General features: G+C 38.6%; 15 protein-coding genes. 2 read left to right on the top strand and 13 right to left on the bottom strand.

Annotated features, from left to right (window positions below; translation table 11 throughout):
- Positions 1-8: 8 nt before the first annotated feature.
- The 5 genes from PARC_RS20900 to PARC_RS20880 all read right to left on the bottom strand — a co-directional run bounded on the left by PARC_RS20900 (position 9) and on the right by PARC_RS20880 (position 2,205).
- A complete protein-coding gene (locus tag PARC_RS20900; protein ID WP_010552920.1) occupies positions 9-470 on the bottom strand; it encodes a hypothetical protein in 462 nt (153 codons plus the stop codon).
- A gap of 447 nt (positions 471-917) precedes the next feature.
- A complete protein-coding gene (locus PARC_RS20895) occupies positions 918-1,436 on the bottom strand; it encodes a DUF4240 domain-containing protein (protein WP_007583221.1) in 519 nt (172 codons plus the stop codon).
- Positions 1,436-1,627, bottom strand: a complete 192-nt coding sequence (locus PARC_RS20890) for a YwbE family protein (RefSeq protein ID WP_007583223.1) — start codon at positions 1,625-1,627, stop codon at positions 1,436-1,438. The genes PARC_RS20895 and PARC_RS20890 overlap by 1 nt, the downstream gene beginning before the upstream one ends.
- 68 nt (positions 1,628-1,695) lie before the next feature.
- The gene (locus PARC_RS20885) at positions 1,696-1,977 is read right to left on the bottom strand and encodes a hypothetical protein (RefSeq protein ID WP_007583225.1); all 282 of its coding nucleotides are present in this window, start codon (positions 1,975-1,977) and stop codon (positions 1,696-1,698) included.
- A gap of 15 nt (positions 1,978-1,992) precedes the next feature.
- Positions 1,993-2,205 (bottom strand): hypothetical protein, encoded by a 213-nt coding sequence (locus tag PARC_RS20880; RefSeq protein WP_007583226.1) that lies wholly within the window; start codon positions 2,203-2,205, stop codon positions 1,993-1,995.
- Between the two features lie 100 nt (positions 2,206-2,305).
- Here PARC_RS20880 and PARC_RS20875 point away from each other — a divergent pair, with 100 nt between their 5' ends.
- Positions 2,306-3,115 carry an ion transporter gene (locus PARC_RS20875; RefSeq protein ID WP_010552921.1) on the top strand — a complete coding sequence of 270 codons (810 nt, stop codon included), beginning with the start codon at positions 2,306-2,308 and terminating at the stop codon, positions 3,113-3,115.
- 87 nt (positions 3,116-3,202) lie between these two features.
- Here the strand turns inward: PARC_RS20875 and PARC_RS20870 are convergent, their stop codons facing one another.
- Positions 3,203-4,327 (bottom strand): DUF748 domain-containing protein, encoded by a 1,125-nt coding sequence (locus tag PARC_RS20870; protein WP_010552922.1) that lies wholly within the window; start codon positions 4,325-4,327, stop codon positions 3,203-3,205.
- A gap of 488 nt (positions 4,328-4,815) precedes the next feature.
- Between PARC_RS20870 and PARC_RS20865 the strand changes: the two genes are divergently transcribed.
- Entirely contained in the window at positions 4,816-5,979 is a 1,164-nt protein-coding gene (locus PARC_RS20865) for a GGDEF domain-containing protein (protein WP_010552923.1), read from the top strand.
- A gap of 233 nt (positions 5,980-6,212) precedes the next feature.
- Here the strand turns inward: PARC_RS20865 and PARC_RS20860 are convergent, their stop codons facing one another.
- The 7 genes from PARC_RS20860 to PARC_RS20830 form a co-directional block, all read right to left on the bottom strand.
- Positions 6,213-8,102, bottom strand: a complete 1,890-nt coding sequence (locus PARC_RS20860; RefSeq protein WP_010552924.1) for a putative bifunctional diguanylate cyclase/phosphodiesterase — start codon at positions 8,100-8,102, stop codon at positions 6,213-6,215.
- Positions 8,103-8,441: 339 nt separating this feature from the next.
- Positions 8,442-9,581, bottom strand: a complete 1,140-nt coding sequence (asd, locus tag PARC_RS20855; RefSeq protein WP_033012476.1) for an aspartate-semialdehyde dehydrogenase — start codon at positions 9,579-9,581, stop codon at positions 8,442-8,444.
- A 220-nt stretch (positions 9,582-9,801) separates the two neighbouring features.
- On the bottom strand, positions 9,802-12,504 hold the full coding sequence (locus tag PARC_RS20850) for a TonB-dependent receptor domain-containing protein (RefSeq protein ID WP_010552926.1): 2,703 nt from the start codon (positions 12,502-12,504) through the stop codon (positions 9,802-9,804).
- Between the two features lie 64 nt (positions 12,505-12,568).
- Positions 12,569-16,657: a beta-helix domain-containing protein gene (locus PARC_RS20845; RefSeq protein WP_010552927.1), complete on the bottom strand. Its 4,089-nt coding sequence runs from the start codon at positions 16,655-16,657 to the stop codon at positions 12,569-12,571.
- 284 nt (positions 16,658-16,941) lie between these two features.
- The gene (locus tag PARC_RS20840; protein WP_033012486.1) at positions 16,942-18,270 is read right to left on the bottom strand and encodes a tetratricopeptide repeat protein; all 1,329 of its coding nucleotides are present in this window, start codon (positions 18,268-18,270) and stop codon (positions 16,942-16,944) included.
- Between the two features lie 69 nt (positions 18,271-18,339).
- The gene (locus PARC_RS20835) at positions 18,340-18,945 is read right to left on the bottom strand and encodes an energy transducer TonB (RefSeq protein ID WP_193371817.1); all 606 of its coding nucleotides are present in this window, start codon (positions 18,943-18,945) and stop codon (positions 18,340-18,342) included.
- Positions 18,946-18,957: 12 nt separating this feature from the next.
- Positions 18,958-19,371, bottom strand: coding sequence for an ExbD/TolR family protein (locus tag PARC_RS20830; protein WP_004334764.1), 414 nt, complete (start codon positions 19,369-19,371; stop codon positions 18,958-18,960).
- Positions 19,372-19,385 lie beyond the last annotated feature (14 nt).

The raw sequence follows: 19,385 nt of genomic DNA, 5'->3' as shown, positions 1-19,385 counted from the left end.
TAGATGCTTTATTTGCTCTCGTCTGCTTTTTTAAATGTGCACTCTACACTAGGTTCGCTTAATGTATATTTTAGTGTGTTATCAGCTAAAAACTTGATACTTTGACTGATTGTTTTTTCGTTTGCAGGGTTTTCACAACGGCTCATTCTTAAACCGTTTTCAAGGCCATCACTTTTATATTTAAGCGTACTGGTTATAAAACAAAAGTTTGGTTTTTTAATAGTGCGAGTACCATTGTGGAGCGATCCAAATACAATTTGTTCTCCAAGTTTAAAACCTGCACTTAAATCACTTTCGTCTGTCAAACTCAAATCGCTATTAACGCATAACCCTGAATTGGTCGACACAACTTCGTATGCCCCCAGTTTTGACTTTAAAAACGGTATAAATCGTGTTTTATTACTCGGCTCAGAAAAAGCATTTGCACTTGTAAAAGCGACAGTTAATAAAGCGAGTGTTAAATATTTCATTTCGTGGGTGTATCCTCGTGAGTCAGCGTGTTAAATAATAGCAAAATGCCTAATCACTTAGCTTTTATAACTTTTAACAACTATAACAGAGATTTACTATAAAAGGAGAGAAGTCGTATTACAGGAGCGAGCGCGTGAGTAGGACGCGGAAGCTTTGCTCGGTTTTTATTATTCTTACATGGATGTAAGCCATTAGAATAACGCAGGAGCAGTTGTCGAGCCCACTAGGTTACAAATCTCACGCCGCGATTAAATCCTTCTTGGATTGAACAAATTCAACCACCAAAGGTAAACATGCCCTAGATACTCATTACAAACCATTTTGTTGTTAAGCACTTTATTTAATACGTACTTAAACAACAAAACGATTTATACCAATGCGCTTAATTGAAAGGGTAAATTGAACTCATTAGATTGTTTAACTAGTTATACGAATTGGTATTTATTTTATTGCCAGTACTTTGCAAATAATAAAGGGTAGCTTTGCTTTAAAAACTTAGGTTTGTCTTTAAAACGTTTACCTTTGGGCTCATCACTGCCAGAAGGGATAAACGGCAATTCGTCTTCGTTACGTTCTTCAAATAATAAACCGGCTATTAAGTCGTACTCATCAATGTACGGATAAGGCTGCTCGTTTAAGTAATAAACAGGTGTACACTGCGCTATAGAATCAGCATTTTCTAAGGCGTTTTCGAAAACTGTTTTACCGCGCGAAATTAACCAACATCTAAATTCGCTAAAGCCGTAATCGTCGTTACATCCAGCCATCACAAAAGCGGCACCAAATAAATCCCAAGTAAAACACTTGCGCATATGTATGCCAAAATGCTTATCAAAATCAATAAGGTGTTGATCGCTTAAATCATTAAGTTTAGTTTTTAGGTTATCGCTCACACTTTGCGGATCGAGCCCTAAATCAGGCGTTGTTACTAATTCCCAAAAAGCCTGTTCTGTTAACGCTGCCATTATAAAATCTCTTTTACTCGGCCAACTTGACCATCTTCTAAACGTACTTTAATGCCGTGTGGGTGATTTGGTGATTTTGTTAAAAGGCGCTCAACAACACCCTCAGTTAATGTGCCGCTGCGTTGATCTTCTTTTAATACAATATTTACTGTGGTACCTGGTGAAATTTGCGAACGCGTAGGAACAGCCATAATTTAAACCCTAAAAATAATTTATCTAATTATAACGTCCATGTGCTATCAAACCAACAAAAGCTCTGTTAATTGGCGGAAAATGAAATATGTGCTGGTTTTGCGTTCAGCTTAATACTCGTAAGCTCTTTGAGTATTATATTTGTTAATTCGTTAAGTTGCGGTTTTGCACTTTCAAGGGCTATATCATCATTAAAATAACACTGTACTTTTAACGTATTGGCCTCGTTATTTAAATCAATGGTATGCGTTAGATAATCAAAACCAATTACGCTTTCTTTTATTGCCTCGCATGCATTAGTAAGTGCTAGTCGAATGTGCTTATCGCGCTGCTTTTGAGTTTTAGTCATAAATATAAAGGTTACTTATTTAGTTTCTGCTTGTTGCTGTTTTTTAAACTCTTCGTAGTTAGAGTCTTGTTTATCTAGGCATTCGTAATATTCTTTGTCGGCTTTATAGTTACATTCATCAAGGCGCGCCGATTGAACTTCATGAAAACGCGCGTCAGAGCTACAACCAGCTAAAACACATAATCCAACAATAAGTAATGCGCTACTTTTTAGTTTATTGATAAACATTAAATTTCCTTACACTTTCTATATCGAAAAAGCGTTAAATTATTACAATATTATTGTATATTAGCGCCATAAAATCTTAATCTCCAAAGGATCTATTTCTATGATGTCGCAGTTACAAAAGTTGTTTCAGCGTATAGACAAAAGCAAGATATTTCAATCATTTGTTATAGCTGTAATTATTGTTTCTGCCCTGACAGTCGGTGCGCACACTTACTCACTACATCCTACCGTAGAGCTTGCTCTAAATTGGATGGACGTTGGCATTACCGCATTCTTTTTAATTGAGCTAGTAATCCGCTTTATTGCAAGTAAAGGCATAAAACACTTTTTTTCTAAAGGATGGAATATATTCGACACCATCATAGTATTGGGCAGTTTATATCCTGCTGCTGGATCTACTATGTTAATTGCTCGTTTACTGCGTATATTTAGAGTGCTGCGATTGGTATCGATGATCCCAGAGCTGCGCTTATTAGTTAACTCATTGCTTAAAGCCATTCCGCAAATGGGTTATATAGCCCTATTAATGTTTGTTATTTTTTATATATACGCTGCAATGGGCAGCATGATGTTTGCGGAAATAAACCCCGTACTTTGGCAAGACGTCTCAATCTCAATGCTTACCTTGTTTAGGGTGGCAACATTTGAAGATTGGACCGACATAATGTACGAAACAATGGCGGTGTACGAATTAAGCTGGATTTACTACCTTACGTTTATATTTTTAACCGCATTTGTATTTTTAAATATGATGGTAGGTGCCATTTTAGAAGTTATGAGTGAGGAGCACCGCAAAGCGCGAGAAGAGCTCGCAGACGACAGCTCATTACCTGCAACGCAAGGGCAAGTAAACGAACTAAAATCCCAAATTGCTGAGCTTAAAGAGCTATTGAGTAACCGCAAAAACTAATCTGATAAGAGTACTAAAGCACCCACTTAAAGTTTAAAAGTGGGTGCAGCTTAAACATTTAACTCAAACATGCATTCCCAAAGTGCTTTAATTCCCATTGTTATCAGGTTTGTTATCCGTATCTTCAAAAGAAATAACGTTATCTACTTTCATCTTAAACGCATCAAAAAAAGCATTTTTTAAAACCGAAGTAACTGCTTGGAAAGTCGAAACATCCGCATTATCTAATTGCCCTTCTATAGGAATGCGTGCAGCAACGAGTTTAGACTCATCGTTTTCGAGGATAGAGCCCAGTAAATCAACACTGCCTTCAAATATGGCCGTAAATATGCCGTCGTCATCTTTTTCTATATCTTCGCGCCACGAAAAAACACGCAAGTTTTGAACGCCCGCTTTTACATAACCATTTAAGTTATTATCTTTAGCCACAAGTTCCATAGCGCCATCAATGCCTCCCGCTTCAATATCAAACGGTGTATACACTTTAAATACAGTGTCTAAATTTTTAACTGAAAAGCGCTGTACCTCTGCGTTAAAATCAAAATTAGCCTGCTTGCTAAAAGGGTCTAATTTGCCATTAAGCTTCAAAGCTGCCTCGCCCATTAATGCTCCCTCTACGTTTAGAGTAGTCACAAGTGTTTTTGATAGGTTTTGCGCATTCGTTATATTTTTAATTTCGGCATTGATATTTGATATAAAAGTGGGGTTTTCACCACTGTTAGTTGAATTAACTAAGGTTAACTTGCCTTGCTCAATTGTTAAGGTATCAATAGAAAACAGTACTAAGTTATTGGCGAGCCCTACCCAGGTAGTTTCATCTTTTACTTGTTGATTTTGCTCAGAAGCATTGGGGTCTTTATCGTAAATAACTATCTCAGGACGCGTAAAAGCCATATTTGTGACTAAATTCCCTTTTAAAAGGGCTGACCACGCGAGTGAAAAATCGAGAGTTTGAATACTCAGTAAAGGCTTAGGAGCTGAAGTTGCATCAACAGCGTAAATTTCAACGTTGTCAATCGCGTAGGCACCGCGATATAAAAACAAATCTACATCACCAACATGTCCCGTAACACCTTGCGTATGCTTTAACTGATAATTTACGTAATACTGAACTACATAAGGCGCGGCTATTCGCGTTATTATAAGCAATACAATCAGCGCTATTACACCTTTAAAATATTTGGCGTGAAATGTTGTAGATGAAAAATGCATTCTAACTTCCTTTGCTAAAAACGAGGGCCTATTGACCTTTAAGGATTAAACTCTGTTCTATGTAGGGCTGCGTATGTTTGGCATTAATGCTGCGTTATCGCCTATTTATGAAGAACAACCACACAACATAGACTCAACCTTGCCTAAAAACCAAATGTACGGCTGCACATTTAATCTCGAAAGATAAACAGGCTCTAATTAGTTAAACTTTTTAATTAAGTACATAAATAAACGTGTAAAAATTACTAATATTTGTAACTTAAGTACCTGTTAGGTATAAAATTACAAATAGAGCAAAGCCATATAAGCTTAAAACTTTAAACTACAATCACTACAGCAAAGGATATACCACTATTCAAATACACCGCTTAATGAAGTGATTCCCATGCTTATCTATCTATAATTTTGCCAACTAATAACCTGCATTGATTCGAATAAACCGCTTTCATCTACTAAAGTAAAATTAACGCAAACAAGAATAAAAATACATGAACCCTGTTTTTTATATATTAGTTACTCTCTTTTTAACCAGTGTTATTTGGTCTGTCATATTTTTAATGTCGTGGTTTACGTTAGGTAAAAAGCAATATGCCATGCTTTGGACAATCGCATTCGCACTCTCTGCATGCCAATGGGCAACAATATTAGCAGAACCATTATTTGACTCTCACACACTATATTGGATGTTAGGAAGCAGCTTCTCAGTAGGCTCTGTGCTACTTGGTACATGGGGGCATTGCATTAGGGTAAATTCGAGTATAAAAATTCGCTATTTAATCATCTCGGCAATAGTAACTCTTGCTGCTGTTTATTATTTTACAGCCATAAATGTGCATGTTGGCTTATTTATGTCGTTGTATGTGTATTACGATGTGATCTTACTGATACTAAGTGCGGTTATTATTTTCAGGCATAAGCAAAAATCACTCCCTGCTGAAATAGGCGCTAGTATCACTTATTCGCTATGTGGATTACTTTTATTTGTTGCAGCAAGCATAGCATTACTGCAAGGCAGCCAAGTGAATGAAGAATATATAGCGCTATATACATTAATTAATTTTATGACTGTCCCTGCTGCTCATGTCGGCATGGCCGTATTTATGATATTCATAATGGCGTCTGATTTAGCCGAAAAAATGAACCATCTTGCAATGACTGATGTACTTACGGGCTGCTTAAATAGGCGTGGGTTTTATAATAAAAGCCAAGAGCAACTAAAAGATAAACTTAATAATTATAAGTACGTAAGCTTAATTTATTGGGATATAGATAAATTTAAAAAAATAAACGATGAGTTTGGACATGCAGGAGGTGATGTGGTGTTAGTAGAAGCGGCGAAAATAATGCAAGACTGCATAAATCCAGATGATTTGTTTGGCCGAATTGGTGGCGAAGAATTTACCTTATTAATAGCACGTAACGACGAGCCTACAGCTAAAGCATTCCCCGAAAAACTAAGAAACGCACTCGCCAGTAGTCCGATTCATTTTAATGATAAAGTAATTAATGTTACGGCAAGTTTTGGCGTAATAAATATTAAATGCAATAAAACCGCAATTGAAAGCGCAATAAATGAGGCAGATAAAGCACTCTATCATGCTAAAAATGGAGGGCGTAATCAGGTAGTTCATATAAGCGAATTAAGTCAATAAAAGTTCATTATAACTAAGGCCTACCTATCTTTTTAGGTTGAATTTTCGGCAGAATCTTTAGGCAAATAGCATTAAAAAAACGAGGCGGATTGCTCCGTTTTAAGTTATTTTCATATGAATGTAAGCTAATAGAATAACACAAAAGAAGTTACCGCTCGCAGCGAGCCAGAAGCACACGGCACGCTTAAATCGAACCTAGATAAAACAAACTTTGTGCCTGAAAAGTCAGCGCTCTAACTAATAAGTTTAAGCGCATCGGCAAATCTAACTGGTTTACTGAATATAAAACCTTGATACTTATCAATTTGTAAGCTTTGTAATAACGTTAACTGAGCTGTATTTTCTACGCCCTCAGCTATTACCTGGCATCCAATCATATGCGACATGTTAGTTACCGCAGATACAATACTTTTATCTTTTGAGCATTCACAAATGTTATCAATATAAGATTTGTCTATTTTAATGTAATCAACTGACAGCTCTTTTAAAACCGATATAGAAGAAAACCCAGTACCAAAATCATCAATAGAGATACGCACACCGGTATTTTTTATGGCCGTAATCACTTTTGACAAATACGGTAAATTTTTGATCATGACTGTTTCTGTTATCTCTAAATGCACATTGTATGGTTTAACTGCGTATCTATTTAAAAGCGCAACTAAAAAATCTAAAAAATTATGGTTTTCTAGTTGCAACACCGACACATTAATCGACAATCCAATCTTACTATTCACAGCGTTTAACTTACTTAAACTCGCGATAGCTTGTTCTAGTACAAATTCACCTAATATATTAATTTTTCCATATCGCTCTGCAATATCTATAAATTCTGAAGGGGGAATAAATTCATCATTAAACTGCCAACGAAGTAGTACTTCAAACGTGGTTATTTCATTTGTACTTATATCAACAATAGGTTGATAACACAGATGAAAGTCACCTTTTTCTACGCACTCTTTAATTGAGCTGCGAAGTACTTCTTCTCTTTTAAGCGATTCATGCATTCGCTCGTCAAATACCGATATTTCATTACGGCTTTTCTTACCTTCATACATAGCAACATCAGCGTATTTAATCGCGTCTTCAAGATTAAAGTTTTCACGCGTAAAATACAGCCCAACCTTAAAAGAAGGGTTTACTTGATAGCTATCCATGCTTACTGTTTTCGTTAAAGTTTTAACTAATCTAAAAACACAGTCAAAAAGTTCGTCTTCGGTGTTACTACGAGAATAAAAAATAAACTCATCCCCTCCCCAACGACAAGCAATAAAATCGCCCTGAGTTTGTGTTTCAACTAATCGTTTACCTGTTTGGGCCAGAACAAAGTCACCAAAATCGTGACCGTATTTATCGTTGATGATTTTAAAGTCATCCATATCTAAAAATAAAACGGCTTTAATATCATCATTTTGATTGGCTAAATCAAGTTCAACATTAGAAACAAAGCTCCCCCTGTTAAACAATTTAGTTAAATTATCTTTTTGCTCTAAAAGGATTATTTGTTCGGTACGAAGTTGCACTTCGTTTTCTAAGTTTTCAATAAATTGATCTAACTTAAGTTCATTATTAATTGATGACTTTACATCTTTAGCAGAACGTACAGCGGTAACAAAACACAAAATAAACCATAAAACGAGCCCTAAAATACCTAGTACATTCTCATCTTCAATAGGCTGTAAGAGTAATAAAATACTAAAAGGAACCAGTAAACAGGTTATATACGACAAGGAGGAACGAATATCAGAAGCTAAAACATTTACACCGCCACCAGCAAGGGAGCTAAAAACAACGAGTGATACAAACTTCTCCTGCATTGGCATATTTTCATAAAACAAAATGGGGAAAGCAGCCCATGTTAAAGCCGTTAATAATAAACCTATAAAATACAGATGATATTTAAAAGCATGGGTGTTGTTAACAAATACATGGCTGGCTATTCGAAGTAATGAAATAAATGATAACGTAAAAAGCCAGTAAAGTTTTTCTTGCGAGGCGCTGTGGTTAATACTGCTAAAAATAAGAAAACAAGAAACAACCGTGTTTATAGCAATTGCAGAACTAAAATAGGAGCTAACAAATGCTAATCGCTTATTGGCAAAGTTATTTATATGAGAGGTCATTAATGTTACTTGAATAGGCTGTTGCACAATGTAAACAGTTTACTTAAGTTCAATAATAAACAACAGTGAACATTCATAAAAAAGTATTGTTTAAGCCTCTTAAGCGGTTTTATAAGCCATTAAACTAAAAAGGGCTGGCAAATTGCCAACCCCTTTTGTTAATACTGATTATATATTATACCAATTCGCTTAATTAAGTGATCTATTTTGAGGGAAGAAAAATCGTGTCGATAACAAGGCAAAGATTTCGTTATTTAGTTGTTCTATATCAGAAATATTTAACGTAGTTAGCGTCAGATTTAACCCCTCAAATTGATTAAGTATTATTGCGAATTGGTATTACTCACCATCAACAATTATGCGTAGCATACGACGAAGTGGCTCTGCCGCTCCCCACAAAAGCTGATCGCCTACTGTAAATGCGCTGATGTATTTTGGCCCCATCGCTAATTTACGAATACGGCCAACAGGAATTGTTAAAGTGCCTGTTACTTTAACGGGTGTTAAGTCTGTTGCGCTAATTTCACGCTCGTTAGGAATAACCTTAACCCACTCGTTATGAGACGCTAAAATTTCTTCAATTTTTTCTACGCTAATATCTTCACGTAATTTAATGGTCATCGCTTGTGAATGACAACGCATAGCGCCAATACGTACACATAAACCGTCAATAGGCACTGGTTGCTTTGAAGAACCTAAAATTTTGTTCGCTTCAACTTGCGCTTTCCATTCTTCTTTAGACTGACCGCTTGGCATAGGTACGTCAATCCACGGGATTAAACTGCCCGCTAATGGCACACCAAATTGGTCTTGTGGTAAGTCTTTTGACGCCATTGTTTCACTTACTATTTTATCAATTTCTAAAATAGCAGAGCTTGGGTTATCTAGTTTATCTGCAACACTTGCATGAATAGCGCCCATTTGTGCAATAAGCTCTTTCATATTTCGTGCACCAGCGCCCGACGCCGCTTGGTAAGTCATTGGGCTTACCCATTCAATTAGGTCTTGCTCAAATAAACCACCTAATGCAAGTAGCATCAGCGATACAGTACAGTTACCGCCCACAAAGGTTTTAACGCCTTGCTCTAAGCCTTGTTCAATAACATCTTTGTTTACGGGATCAAGCACTATAATGCTGTCCTCACTCATACGCAGCGCTGAAGCTGCATCAATCCAGTAACCATCCCAACCCGACTCTCGAAGTTTTGGATATACCGCATTGGTGTAGTCACCGCCTTGGCAAGTAACAATAATATCCATTTTAGCAAGTTCGCTAATGTCACTTGCATCAAGTAATGGTTTTGCGTCGCCTGCTATATCTGGGCCTAGTTGACCCGCTTGTGAGGTGGTGAAAAAGGTGGTGTCGATATGGGCAAAATCACTTTGCTGCTGCATACGTTCTAATAACACAGAGCCAACCATGCCACGCCAACCGACTAATCCTACTTTTTTCATTGTTTGTTCCACTGTTTGATTCATAAAAGATGCCTTAATACATTAAAAATTAAATTCATTGCGTGAGATTTAATTTTCATTAACGCTAAACTAACACTGGCTGAAAGCTAAAACTAGCGAATAAAACAGAACTTAAATATTTTTCATACTGAGCATAAACACAAAAAAGCTCTGTATTAAAATACAGAGCTAATAGATAGTGAAGTTTATTATTTCATTCCTTGAGTTTTATTTTAAATAAAGCTTAAAACTCATAGCTATAACTTAAACTAAACTCAGTGCCGGTGTCTTGTCCCCAAAGGGTAAGACCTTCTTGTTCAATTTCTTTTTCTTGGCCAAGCATATTCTTAACCTTAAAATTAACTTTAGAGTTAAAGTTAGGGAAGTAAGAATAAACTAAATCAACTGAATGAAACGACTTTTCTTCGGCATCTTCATTACCACGTGTACCAGGTACAATTATACGAGGACCAAACACATTATAAATTAATGAAGTAGAGTGAAATCCATCATCCGAGTCATAGCCCATTTGTAAGTTTGCAACCCACTCAGAATGACCAACTAAACGACGCTCATTGTTAGTTACAATATTCGATACCGTATCGGCCTCAAGGGCTTCTTTAAGCTGTGTTTCAAACAGTGAGTCAACACCGTCTGAATCATTAATCCCCAAATTAACACTTGAGTCAGATAGCGTAACGTTGCCTGACAAAAATGCTGAAGACCAATCTTTATTTATAAAGCCAAAGTCAGTTAAAAAATCAACTTCAATACCCGACAATTTACCCGACTGAGCATTTGCTGTTAATAGCTGTGGAGATGCTCCCCCTACGCCCGCAAGCTCAACCATTTCAATTGGGTTTTCAATGTCTTTATAAAACAATGCAACAGAAAGATTATTACCTGATGGCATATACCATTCAAACCTAAAATCAACATTTTTTAAATTAGAACTTTGTAAACTAGGAGATCCTCTCACTAGAAACTCAGTTAACGGGTCAACAAAGAAAGAAGAGCTTACATCACGTAGATCAGGGCGAATGGTTGTTTCACTTAAATTTAAGCGAAATTGCATTTCTTCATCCATGATGTATGTAACAGCTAAAGAAGGAAAAAAGTTATCTTCATTAATAGCTACATCTTGGATTTCTTGTAGCGTATTTTCAAAGAAATTAGTATGCGCTTCATAGCCGACTGATACTTGAGAAAAATCTTCCCATCGAACGCCACCAGTAAAACGCCAAGTGTTTTGATAGAAGTAATCGGCCATAAAATAATAAGCATCTAATTTATGCGCTGCACTGTACTTATCACTATCAGTGGTCCCGTCATCAAAAATACCTGAGCCAGTTACACTTGCATAAAAAGCGTCATTCGCCGTGTTTTCATCCGCAAAAATATCGCTTACGTTAGAACCGAACGAGTACTCATCGCTTATACCACGGTGCGTAATGCCAAACTTCACATTACTTGCATCACGTTTTTTCTCTGAAAAATCGCCGCCTATTTTTAACTCAAGCTCATAGCCGTCACCATAAAAAGGCATACCCATATTCCAACCAAATGTTTCAACATCGTCGTGTAATACTTGATACTCACGGGTGATATTTGTTGCAGCTACATCTTGTAGTTGTTCAGATTCAAGCACGCCATCAACTAAATTTTGCTGATAAACAACATCTAAACCACCTGGTGCATTACGGTTTGCTCGACTTAAACCGCCATACCAATCAAAAAATAAATTATTTAGCTCTGGAAAGTTGTGCGTCCCCTTAAGCTGAGTCGAAAACATTTCGCGCTCTTCGTACGTAATATCTACTCGGCGTAATTCGGTGACACCTTCTTCGGTTTCATTTGCATCAAAGTAATCGCGGTTACGTACGCGGTCACTCATGTCATGAAGTGCAATATTAGTAAGCTCAAACTTATGGTTTGAATTTAACTCATATCCTAAATTTAATGTACCGCTCCAACGTACATTTTGCTCAGTCGATGTACCATCGTAATACTGGGCAAAACATTTGTCTTCACAGCCTAAGCTACCAAGGCTTGAGCCGCTTTGCTCTTGAACTACTTCCCATTCGTTATCGTAAGATACGGCTGCAAGCACACCAAAAGTACCGGCCTCACTTTCAAATCTATCACCTAAGGCAATAGAGAAGTTCATAGCAGGGTCAACATCCTTTTCTGAAATACCTACATCCCAATCAAGCGATTGAATCAGGATTTTACGCTCAGCTAACGTAGTGTTTATATTGCCCTCAAGACCAGCATCACTGGTAAGCGCAGTAGTAAACACATCCGATAATGCTCGTGAACCATCATCTCGACCCATCCAGTCATCATCACCGCCACTGTAAAAGTAACCGGTATCGCTATTAGAAGTATTGTACGATGTACCCACTTGTACTTTTAATAAAAAGTCAGAAGGAATTGATTTAGTGCGAATATTTACATTACCACCACCAAAATGCGCTGGCATATCCGGTGAAAATGACTTTTGTACACTCAAGCTTTCAATAATTTCAGATGGAAATAAATCCAAAGGAACCACTGAGCGAGTAGGATCAGGACTTGGTACATACATGCTATTTAGCTGAGTACTAGAATAGCGTTCACCTAAACCACGCACATAAATAAATTTGCCGTCGACTAACGTTAAACCAGTAACACGACGAAGTGCAGAGGCGGCATCGCTATCACCAGTACGTGATATTTGGTCTGCACCCATAATATCAGCAACAAACGCTTGGTTTTGACGTTCTTGCAGTACAGCACCCGCACTGCCCTTTAATCGTTGCCCTACAGCAACAACTTCTTCTATTTCTTGCTCTTCTACTTGCTGCTCAGCAGCCGTGGCTGTATTTACTGATAAACCAAGTAACGCAGCCATTACAGCGTAGTTTAACTTTGATAAAGCAAGTGTAGAGGGTTTAAAAGATTTCATTTTTATACTCCGAAACAAAACAAGACATTAGCCGAGCTTTCGCTCGGCTATAATGTGGTTTGGGTTAAAGGCCTACTTTTACCCAACCTGCTGTCCAGTCTGTTTGTGCATCCATCGCACCAATGTAATCTACAGAATCAAAGTAACTATCTAAGCTTGATGAATCAAAGCCATTACCAAGTAATAACGACTCAGCAGTTGGCATATAGCCATTATCTGCAAGCCCAAGGTCAGCGGCTACTTGAACTGAATTGCCTGTTTGTCCTAAGAACCAAGATTCAACATTACCTGTACCAATTGCTTGTGTACCAAAGTTGTTAGCGGTTTCACACGCAACAACTGAGTGAGTAACAGTTAATGTACCGTCCTCTGCTCGCGGCGCTGAATCAGAGCCTACTCGTAAACAGTTTGAATAGTCTGCCCCGCCTGTAACCACTACGTTTTTAAGCATACCCGCAGTACCTGCACGTAAGCGGATACCATTCACACCCACATTACCAATAATTGTTACATTAGAGATAGTTGGCATTGTTAGTGGCGTTGCACTTGAATCAAACTCAGAGTTATCAGCTTCAATTGCATTGTCGCCCTCAGAGTCTGATTGTTTAATCAGTACATATTGCGCTTTACCCGTCCAACCGAATGACCAATCAAGTGAATCATCGCCTATGCTTGTTAAAACAAGGTGACTAATATTTGCAGTACCACCAAAAAATTCAACACCATCGTCTAGATTTTCATGAACGTGAATGTAATCTAGTTCAGTCTGACGACCAACACCCGCAAGTGTAATACCGTTAAGTTCATCGCCATTACCCAGCGTTTTACCCGCTTGCTTAACTGCAACATACTTTAGCGTACCTGAATTATCTTCAGGGTCATTACCACCGAACTGGCCTGCGTCACCTTCAGCAGACACACCACAGTTTGCAAGTTCATCTGCGGTAGCTTCACCTTGTTGGTCGCCACATGAGTTAGCAGGTGCATTACCCAATAATACTAAACCGCCCCATTGACCAATCGTAGTTTCGCCGCCCGTCATATCCTGGATTGACGTCATAGTAATTGGTTGATTTACACTGCCTACCGCTTCAATTTTAGAACCACGGCGAACAACTAAGAAGTCATCACCCGACTCACCAATTAACGTTGTACCAAACTGAACATAAAGTGTTGTGTTGTCAGCGCGGTCATTACCAACGGCTGTACGTCCTTTTAAAATCCAATGCGCATCGTTAGTCAGTGTTACATCAGATGTAAATACAACATCAGAGGTTAATTGATATACAGGTTTGTCTGTAATTGTAGGAAAGCTAGCAGAAACATCTGTTGCAAGTCCTTGTGCTAATGCATTAGCAATATCGTCAGGAAAGCTTGGTGTAATAGCAACTGTCCAACCATCCATCCAATTATTATCGCCATCGAATGCGCCGATGTAATCTGTTTTGGTAAAGAACGAGTCAAGCTCAGATGAATCCCCACCAGCACCTAATAAAGGTGAACCCGATTTTGGTGTAAAGCCGTCTGTCGCTAAATTAAGTGCTGAAGCCGTAAGCGTTAAGTTACCCGTTTGACCTTCAAACCAAGACTGCACATTGCCACTACCAATTGCTTGTGAACCAAAGTTATTATCTTCATTACATGCAACAGCTGAGTTTTCGATAGACAACTCACCCGATTCTGCATTAGCAGCAGAGTCTGAGCCTACACGTAAACAGTTTGAGTAACCTTCAGGGCCCGTTATAACAACATTTCGTAGAACGCCCGCTGTACCTGCACGTAAACGAACACCGTTAGTACCATCAGCACCAACAATTGTTACGTTAGAAATAAGCGGTTTAGTCAATGGTGTCGCATTTGAATCGAATTCTGAGTTATCAGCTTCTATTGCGTTATCACCCTCAACTGAACTTTGTTGAATATAGATATTTTGTGCACGACCCGACCAACCAAATGACCAATCGAATGCATCGTCGCCAATATCAGTTAGTACAATGTTACGAACATTAACTGTGCCACCAAAAAACTCAACACCATCATCTAGGTTTTGGTGAATTTGAATGTATTCAACTTTTGTTTGTGAACCAACACCTGCAAATGAGATACCGTTAAGTTCATCGCCATTACCCAGCGTTTTACCTGCATGTTTAACAACAATATAACGAAGAACACCTGAGTTATCATCGCTAATATCACCACCAAACTGACCAGCGTCACCCTCAGCTGATACACCACAGTTAGCTAATTCTTCAGCTGTCGTTTCACCGGTTTGATCGCCACACGAGTTAGCGGGTGCATTACCTAATAATACTAAGCCGCCCCATTGACCAATCGTTGTTTCAGCGCCTGTTACATCTTGAATAGATGTCATAGTGATTGGCGCGGTTGCATTACCATTGGCATTAATTTGTGAACCACGACGTACAACTAAAAAGTCATCACCTGTTTCACCAATTAGCGTTGTACCCGCTTGAACATATAATATAGTTGCATCTGCACGGTCATTACCAACTGCAGTACGACCATTTAAAATCCAATGTGCATCGTTAGTAAGCGTTACATCCGCTGTAAATGTTGTATCTTCAGTTAAACGGTATACTGGTTTATCTGTAATTGCTGGAAATTCACTAGAAACATCTAATGCTAAGCCTTGTGCAAGCGCGTTATCAATATCAGTAGGGAAGCCGCCATTAATACCGACAGTCCAACCTTCCATCCAGTTAGTTGATCCATCAAAAGCACCAATTTGACCATTTGCAATAAGCGGTGAACCAGCAAGTGGCGTGTAACCGTCATCAGCAAGCATAAGCTCTGCAGGCGTAAGTACTTGGTTACCATCTTGTCCTTCAAACCAAGATTGTACATCGCCACCGTTAATTACTTCACTACCAAAATTATTTGCCGTTGTTTGACACGCCACAATAGAGTTTACAATCGTTAGTGTGCCATCTTCAGCGCGAGGAACTGAATCAGACCCTACACGTAAACAGTTTTCGTAAGTAGCAGGACCCGTTACAAATACATTTTTAAGAGCGCCCGCAGTACCAGCGCGTAGACGAATACCATTATTACCTTCTGCACCGACGATTGTTACGTTAGATATAGTAGGCAGTGTTAATGGCGTGGCGCTTGAATCAAACTCAGAGTTATCAGCTTCAATAGCGTTATCGCCTACGTTAGCCGCTTGTTGAATGTAAACATTAGTAGCCGAACCCGTCCAACCAAAAGACCAATCAAGTGAATCATCACCAATGTTAGTCAGCACTACATTACTTACATTAACCGTACCACCAAAAAACTCGATACCGTCATCAAGGTTTTCGTGAACCTGGATATAATCAACCGTAGTTGCAGAGCCAACACCGGCAAATGTAATACCATTTAACTCATCACCATTACCAAGCGTTTTACCTGCTTGCTTAACAAGTACATATTTTAGAGTACCTGAATTATCATCACTGATATTTCCACCGAACTGACCTGCATCACCTTCAGCTGACACGCCACAGTTAGCAAGTTCGTCTGCTGTTGCTTCACCTTGTTGGTCTCCACATGAGTTTGCAGGTGCATTACCAAGTAATACCAAACCACCCCATTGGCCAATTGCTGTCTCGCTACCCGTAACATCTTGAATTGATGTCATCGTAATTGGCTGGCTTGCAGTGCCGACTGATTCAATTTGTGAACCTCGACGCACAACTAAAAAGTCATCACCTGACTCACCAATAATCGTTGTACCTTGCTGAATATAAAGCGTTGTACTATCTGCGCGGTCATTACCCACAGCAGTACGACCACTCACAATCCAATGTGCATCATTAGTTAATGAAACATCAGCAATCAATGTTGTATCAGCACTTAAGCGATACACTGGTTTATCTGTTATTGCTGGAAATTCACTTGAGACATCCGTTGCTAAGCCTTGAACAAGTGCATTGTCGATATCAGCAGGGAAACCCGTAGTTGCATTTTGCGAATCATCACGCGATGATGTTTCATCTACTGTACCACTGCCACCTTCAACAACATTAGTAACTGTGTCGCCTTCATTTATTGTTGTGTCGCCTTCAGATACTACTAAGTCACCACCACAACCCGCTAAAGATACTGCAGTTGCAATCAAACTAACTTTAAATAAGTCAGATAATTTCATTGTTCACTCCGTTAAAGTATTTAATTATTTTGTTAAGTGCTTTAAATAAACTCAAGTCACCTTAAAACATTAAGTAATGCTTTAAGGTCACTTGAGTTATCAGCAGCGCCTACCTTACGGTAGCTATATGACATTACAGTTACACTTTAATAAACATAAGATGACAAAGTTATTTACATAAAATTCAAGTGGTTAATTTATTAAAAACATAAAAAAACCACACTAAAAATAGTGTGGTTTGGATTTGCGATTATGAAATTATATTTAAAAGTTATTACTAAAGCTTAAAGCAGTGCCGTTCTTAATGTTTCTGCATGCACTTTCTCGCGCTTTACATATTTAATCCATTGCTGCGCTAAACGCTGTGATTTTTTATGTTTTTCGGCTTGTTCGAACGCTAAAATAGATGCATCAAAATTTTGTAAGTTGTACTGAGCCATACCCAAGGCAACAAATGCATTTGATTCAAAATCAAGTGAGCCTTTATTAAGTGCTTTACGCGCTGCGTCGGCCGCTTCCTCGTATTGCTCAGTATTAACATATACTTCAGCTAAGCGTTGGTCATATTTACCACTGGGTGATAAATCGGCTGCTTTTACAAAGTATTTTATTGATTTTTCGTCTTCTTTTGCTTGGATCATCGCCTCAGCTACAAAGGCATAGTTTTTAGCGTTTTGCTCTGCAATCCCTTTTTCAATCGCATCACTCATAACGTCTGCGGCTTTAAATGCTAAGCCGTTATATAAATACACTTGCGCTAATTGACGTAAATCAGACTTAGAGGTTAAAAATCCTTGCTGATAAGCCGCTTCAATTACCGCCAACTGCTGCTTTTCTTGCCCTGTTTCACCATACATACCTGATAACTGTACCCAATACTCAGGCTTGTTATAAAGCTTTACCATACGCTCAAGTACTTCAACAACTTTGTCAGTTTGATTAAGTGAGTAGTACATGGCACGCTGTAGTACTAACCAGTTTTCCTTAGGGATTTTGCCTTCGCTGTCGCTTAAAGCAATCACTTGAGATATGTACTCAAGCCCTTTTTTATAATCCTTTAACTGATAGTATGTTTGAGCCCTTAACAAGTAATAGCCTTCTGTTTTAGGCTTAGTGTTAATAGTGTCCCAGTCATCTAAAAATGCGATAACTTTAGTGTAATCACTATTAGCCATAGCTAGTTGCGCTAAACTAAAGGTAGTACTTAAACGAAGCGACTCAGGAATGGCTTCCTCTGCTACGACCTTTTCAAACGAAGCTATCGCTTTTGGTAAATCGTTTTCGTTGTAATAAATAAACCCATAAAAATTATGCATCATCGCAATTTCGTACGAGTTCATGCTCGATGAACGCTCATTAATGCTATCAAGCGCTTCAAGGCCTGCTTTAACATCGCCATCATCAGCGAGTTTTTGTGCACGTGCGAGTTGGCTGTAGACCTTTTCACGAAGCGCTGGTACACGTTTTGTTTTTTGCTCTTGCTCTGCATATGCCGTAGCTACACTTAGCCCTGGTATCAGGCTTAGAGCACTTGGTGTAACAATACTTGTACTGATCGCAGCGGTACAAAATAGTGTTAATTTAAAAAATTTAGCTGTAGGGCTTAATTTCATAACAGATTTAATAAATAGTTTCATAATCGCCTCGCATTACTGTCCGTATACTCGTGGTTAATTACTAAATTAACCGCTGATTTGGAAAGATATTTTGTTCTGAACACCCGCCACTTCAACGGCTTCACCGTTTACTACGCGGGGTTTATATTTAAATTTAAGGGCTGCATCCATCGCGGCTCTATCAAAGAGTGACTCAGGCTCTGCTTTAACCACTTGTGGGTCGCGTACAGTGCCTTGTTTAGTTACTATAAATTCAACAATAACGTAGCCTTCGATACCTCGCGATAATGCGCGACGAGGATAAACAGGCGCCACTTTAACAATGGGTAAATACTCACCATCACTTGTTTCAAGTGCTAACCCGCCGGCTAAATTTACATCCGCATCAACGTTTGCACCAAAGTCAAAGTTGTTAGCATTAGCTGTAGCATCACTATTTTGCATTTGCGGTGATTCCATTGGTGGTGGCGGCTCTTTTGGTGTTGGTGGCTTTTGTGGCTTACGCTCTTTTTTTTGTACGGTTTCTTCTTTTTTCAAGCGAACAAAATCAAGTACGTTACCCTTTACCGGATCCGTCATAGCGCCTTCACCGCCAGTGATCAGTGCCTGCATGCCTAAAAACAACATAAAGGTCACTACACCAGCTATCACTAATGCAACTAAATATCGCAACATAACTAGCCCTTAAGACGCATCTTGTGCGGCAATTGATACATCAAATGCGCCCGCCGCGCGCGAGGCATCCATCACCTTTATTAACATTTCGGTAGTGGCTTTTTTATCCGCTTGAATCACAACGCTACCTTGTGGATTTTCTGCTTTTAAACGCTCGATATTGGCTTGTACTGCGCGTACATCAATTTGACGTTTATTAATCCAAATTTCACCTGTATCTGAAATCGCCACAAGGATATTTGCACGCTCTTTTTTAACCGCTGTTGCGGCTTCTGGGCGGTTAACATCAATACCGGCTTCTTTAACAAAAGAGGCAGTTACAATAAAGAAAATAAGCATGATAAATACAACGTCTAGCATTGGGGTCATGTTTATTTCTTCAGCTTCATCTTCTTGAAATAGGTTTCCTAACGGGGCTCTCATTTTTATTCTCCTAG

This window comes from Pseudoalteromonas arctica A 37-1-2 (genome assembly GCF_000238395.3).
Taxonomy (GTDB): domain Bacteria; phylum Pseudomonadota; class Gammaproteobacteria; order Enterobacterales; family Alteromonadaceae; genus Pseudoalteromonas; species Pseudoalteromonas arctica.
The sequence above is the reverse complement of the archived record's forward strand: the minus strand, read 5'-3'. Positions and strand labels throughout refer to the sequence as shown.

Excerpts from the sequence above, each read along its gene's own strand:
- PARC_RS20895 (WP_007583221.1), bottom strand. The coding sequence starts at position 1,436 with ATGGCAGCGTTAACAGAACAGGCTTTTTGGGAATTAGTAACAACGCCT.
- PARC_RS20840 (WP_033012486.1), bottom strand. The coding sequence starts at position 18,270 with ATGAAATTAAGCCCTACAGCTAAATTTTTTAAATTAACACTATTTTGT.
- PARC_RS20900 (WP_010552920.1), bottom strand. The coding sequence starts at position 470 with ATGAAATATTTAACACTCGCTTTATTAACTGTCGCTTTTACAAGTGCA.
- PARC_RS20860 (WP_010552924.1), bottom strand. The coding sequence starts at position 8,102 with ATGACCTCTCATATAAATAACTTTGCCAATAAGCGATTAGCATTTGTT.
- PARC_RS20830 (WP_004334764.1), bottom strand. The coding sequence starts at position 19,371 with ATGAGAGCCCCGTTAGGAAACCTATTTCAAGAAGATGAAGCTGAAGAA.
- PARC_RS20885 (WP_007583225.1), bottom strand. The coding sequence starts at position 1,977 with ATGACTAAAACTCAAAAGCAGCGCGATAAGCACATTCGACTAGCACTT.
- PARC_RS20875 (WP_010552921.1), top strand. The coding sequence starts at position 2,306 with ATGATGTCGCAGTTACAAAAGTTGTTTCAGCGTATAGACAAAAGCAAG.
- PARC_RS20850 (WP_010552926.1), bottom strand. The coding sequence starts at position 12,504 with ATGAAATCTTTTAAACCCTCTACACTTGCTTTATCAAAGTTAAACTAC.
- asd (WP_033012476.1), bottom strand. The coding sequence starts at position 9,581 with ATGAATCAAACAGTGGAACAAACAATGAAAAAAGTAGGATTAGTCGGT.
- PARC_RS20870 (WP_010552922.1), bottom strand. The coding sequence starts at position 4,327 with ATGCATTTTTCATCTACAACATTTCACGCCAAATATTTTAAAGGTGTA.
- PARC_RS20865 (WP_010552923.1), top strand. The coding sequence starts at position 4,816 with ATGAACCCTGTTTTTTATATATTAGTTACTCTCTTTTTAACCAGTGTT.
- PARC_RS20845 (WP_010552927.1), bottom strand. The coding sequence starts at position 16,657 with ATGAAATTATCTGACTTATTTAAAGTTAGTTTGATTGCAACTGCAGTA.
- PARC_RS20890 (WP_007583223.1), bottom strand. The coding sequence starts at position 1,627 with ATGGCTGTTCCTACGCGTTCGCAAATTTCACCAGGTACCACAGTAAAT.
- PARC_RS20880 (WP_007583226.1), bottom strand. The coding sequence starts at position 2,205 with ATGTTTATCAATAAACTAAAAAGTAGCGCATTACTTATTGTTGGATTA.